Raw genomic sequence first — 3,913 nt, forward strand, 5'->3', positions numbered from 1 at the left:
CCCCCCTGCGCGCCGGCGATGAAGGTAACGGCGTCGCCTACGGTCTTGAGGTTCTTGACTTCCTCGTCCGGGATGCGGACGCCGAACTTCTCCTCGGCGTTGACGACGATGGTCATCATCGAGATCGAGTCGATGTCGAGGTCGTCGGTGAAGGACTTGTCCATCTGGACGGACTCGGGAGCGAGGCCCGTTTCCTCGTTGACGATCTCGGCCAGACCGGCCAGGATTTCTTCGTTGTTAGCCATAGTGGCTCCTTTTCTGTTACTGCCGGGCGGTCCCGGCGTGGTTGGGTCAAACCGCCGTCGGCGGTTTGGGCGTGGAAAGTCAGGGAAGGACGACGACCTGGGCGCCAAAGACGAGCCCGGCTCCGAAACCGATCTGCAGGGCGAGCCCGCCGCTCAGTTCCGGCTGTTCCTTCAGCAGGCGGTGCATGGCCAGCGGAATCGACGCAGCGGAGGTGTTCCCCGCATCGACTATGTCACGGGCCACGCTCACGTGTTCGGGAAGCTTCAGCTGCTTGACCATCTCATCGATAATACGGATGTTCGCCTGGTGTGGCAGGAAGGCCGCGAGGTCGTCGGCAGTGATTCCTGCCGCATCCAGTGCCTGCTGAGCGACCTTGGCCATCTCCCACACGGCCCAGCGGAACACCGTGGGCCCGTCCTGGCGCATCGTGGGCCACAGGGAGGCCTGCTCGGCGGCGGGGTCGGCGGCTTCGCCGTCGGCCTCCGAGGCGTCGAGGGCACCGAGGGAGTAGTCGCGGATGTCGATGAGGGAGCGGGTCATGCGGATCGACTCGTGCTTGCTGCCGTCCGAGCCCCACACCGACGGGCCGATGCCCGCGGTGGTCGACGGGCCGACGACGACGGCGCCTGCGCCGTCACCGAGCAGGAAGGAGATGGTGCGGTCGGAGTTGTCGATGAAGTCCGAAAGCTTCTCGACGCCGACGACCAGGACGTACTCGGCCGTACCGGCGTGCACGAGGGCGTCGGCCTGCGCGATGCCGTAGCAGTAGCCTGCGCATGCCGCGGAGATGTCGTACGCCGGGGCCGGCGTCGCACCCAGCCGGTCCGCGAGCTGCGCGGACGCCGAGGGAGTGGCGTAGGGGTGGGTGACCGTGGAGACGAGCACCCCGCCGAGCTGCTTGGCGTCAATGCCGGCGTTGGCCAGGGCCTCGCGGGCGGCCGCCTCGGCCATGTCGATGACGCTCACGTCGCGCGGAGCGCGGTGGCGGGTCACGATGCCCGTGCGCTGGCGGATCCATTCGTCGGAGGAGTCGATCCACTGCACGACGTCGTCATTGGTGACGATCACCTCGGGCCGGTACGCGCCGACGCCGAGAATGCGGGTGTAGTCGCGCAGGGGAGCCTGCTGAAGAGCCGGAGTGCTCACTGATGTCCTTCTGCCAGGGATGAGTCGGTATCCAGGAGACGCGAATGCTCGTCGAGAAAGGCGCGGGCAGCGTCGAGGTCCTCAGGAGATTTTACGGGCAATGCGGCCGTACCGCGCATTCCGCGTTTCGCCAGCCCGGTCAGGGTGCCCGCCGGGGCGAGCTCCAGCATGCCGGTCACGCCCATTTCCTGCATCGACGCCATGCATAGATCCCACCGCACCGGACGTGACACCTGGGCGATGAGGCTGTCAAGGTTCGCCTCACCGGTGCTTACCGGCTGGCCGTCGAAGTTCGACAGGAGGGTCGGCAGGGGTTCGGCGGGGGTGAGCGAGGGCCGCAGGGCCTCAAGCGCGGTCACGGCCGGGGCCATGTGAGCGGTGTGGAAGGCGCCGGCGACCTTCAGCGGGATCACCCGGGCCTTGGCCGGCGGATCGGCGGCGAGGGCTGCGAGCTGCTCGAGCGTCCCGGCGGCCACCACCTGGCCGCCGCCGTTGGTGTTCGCCGCGGTGAGGCCGAGCCGGTTCAGGACCTGCGCGACGTCGTTGGGGTCCCCGCCCAGGACGGCGCTCATGCCGGTGGGTACAACCGCGGCGGCTTCGGCCATGGCGGTGGCGCGGACGCGGACGAAGGCGATCGCGTCGGCCTCGGTAAGGGCGCCGGAGATGGCCGTCGCGGTCAGTTCGCCCACCGAGTGGCCCGCCACGACGGTCCCGGCGGTCATCGGGCGGTTCTCGAGGAGCACCCGGGCGGCGACCAGCCCGGCGGCAACGATCAGGGGCTGGGCGACGGCGGTGTCCTTGATGGTGTCTTCGTCGGACACCGTGCCGTGCTTGACCAGGTCGACGCCGGCCTGGTCGCTGAGGAGGGCGAGGTGCCCGGCGACGCCGGGCAGTTCAAGCCACGGGCTGAGGAATCCTGGCGTTTGGGACCCCTGGCCGGGGCAGGCGATTGCGAGCACGTTTCCAGCTTTCCAAATCGGCGATGCTTTCTCGGGTGTTTCGTCGAACCAAGCTGCGGCGGACGCTTTGTAGGAACTCTACAAGGTCCAACGCTACCCGGACCGGGCTGGCGACCGTTCTGGGGAGGACTTCGAGGGCTGATAGAGCCGCCCGACGACCAGTGCCGTCTGCAGGACAAACGCCTCCCGGGGGAGCAGCGGGTCCCATCCGGTGACGTCGCAGACCCGGCGCAGCCGGTACCGAACGGTGTTGGCGTGGACGAACAGCGCACGCGAGGTGGCCTCGAGCGAGTGCCCCAGCGTCAGGTAGGCGGAGAGGGTCTGCTCAAGGCCGTTCGAGGCGTTGATCAGCGGCCGGTAGATGTTGTGGACCAGGGCCTTCCTCGCCGAGTCGTCACCGGAGACGACCCGCTCGGGCCAGAGGTCCTCCGCCGACACCGGCCGGGGCGCCGTGGGCCAGGCCTTCGCTGCGGTGAGGCCGGCGAAGGCGGCCTGCGCCGAGCTGCTCGCCGCGACGAGGGACTCCGCCTCCGGGCCGTACACCACCGGGCCGGGCCCGAAAAGTTCGCTGAGGCGGGTGTAGGAGGCGTCGCGTTCGTGCACACCGCCGAGGACCAGGATGAGCCGGTCTCCCTGGATGCCGACGAGGGTGTCCTCCGCCAGGCGCCCGGTGACGCGCCGGAGCTCGTTGAGGAACCCGGCGTTGGGTTCGGGCGGCGCGCTGCCCACCATCACCGTGATGCGGCCGGTGGAGTTCCACCCGACCGCGGCAATGCGGGAGCGCAGGGCATCGGAACTTTCGCCGCGCAGGATGGCATCGACGACAAGGGCCTCGAGCCGGGTGTCCCAGGATCCGCGCGTCTCGGCGGCGCGGGCATAGACGTCGGCGGCGGCGAAGGCGACCTCGCGGGAGTAGCGGAGCACCGCCTCGCGCAGCGGGGCCTGATCGGCCGGCGGCGCCAGGAAGGGCACCTGGTCCTCGACCACCTGGACCACGACGCGAATCAGCTGGAGGGCCTTCTGGAGGCTGATCGAGCGCGTCAGCTCCGTCGGGGCGGTGCCGAAGACGTCGCTGAGCACCCAGGCGGGGGAGACGGGACGCTGGTACCAGTTGACGAAGGAGGCGATGCCCTTCTGGGCGACCATGCCCAGCGCCGAGCGTTCATCCGGGCGCAGCCCGCGGTACCAGGGGAGGTCGGAGTCGAGCTGCTTCAGCGTGGCCGTGGAGAGGGCCCCGATCTTTGAGCGCAGCCGCTCCACGGTGTCGGGATCCGGCGGCGCGGCCGATGACCCTCTGGCGGCCCCGGCGGTCCGGGGCGGGGAGGCAGGGCTGTCGGGGAGCGGCATGAACCGAGCATACGGTTTTCGCCCGGGAAGCTCCATTTTGTGGGACAGCTACAAAGAAAGTGCTTAAACGCAACGGCGGGCTGTGGACTTCCGTCCACCGCCCGCCGTCACCGGGTCAGGCCCGGGGGCCCTTCCGCAGGATCAGCTGTCGCCTCCGGCGTTGCCGGTGGTTCCGGCGTTCACGTCGAGCAGTGAGTACTTCTCGATGGCATCGC

4 protein-coding genes are annotated in these 3,913 nt (G+C 69.3%); all 4 read right to left on the reverse strand.

Going from position 1 to position 3,913, the window contains the following annotated elements:
* Window positions 1-245: acyl carrier protein (locus QZX79_RS04025; protein WP_294565022.1), on the reverse strand; the 245-nt coding region annotated here is incomplete at its 3' end.
* A 79-nt stretch (window positions 246-324) separates the two neighbouring features.
* A complete protein-coding gene (locus QZX79_RS04030; protein ID WP_120165358.1) occupies window positions 325-1,392 on the reverse strand; it encodes a beta-ketoacyl-ACP synthase III in 1,068 nt (355 codons plus the stop codon).
* Complete coding sequence (locus QZX79_RS04035) at window positions 1,389-2,351, reverse strand: ACP S-malonyltransferase (protein ID WP_294565027.1); 963 nt, start codon at window positions 2,349-2,351, stop codon at window positions 1,389-1,391. Before QZX79_RS04035 ends, QZX79_RS04030 begins: the two co-directional genes overlap by 4 nt.
* A 93-nt stretch (window positions 2,352-2,444) precedes the next feature.
* Window positions 2,445-3,734 (reverse strand): CdaR family transcriptional regulator, encoded by a 1,290-nt coding sequence (locus QZX79_RS04040; protein WP_294565032.1) that lies wholly within the window; start codon window positions 3,732-3,734, stop codon window positions 2,445-2,447.
* Window positions 3,735-3,913: the final 179 nt, after the last annotated feature.

It is taken from the genome of uncultured Arthrobacter sp. (genome assembly GCF_902805515.1).
In the GTDB taxonomy this organism is placed as follows: Bacteria; Actinomycetota; Actinomycetes; order Actinomycetales; family Micrococcaceae; genus Arthrobacter_D.

Coding starts and splice junctions, on each gene's coding strand:
- QZX79_RS04040 (WP_294565032.1), bottom strand. CDS start 3,734: ATGGAGCTTCCCGGGCGAAAACCGTATGCTCGGTTCATGCCGCTCCCC.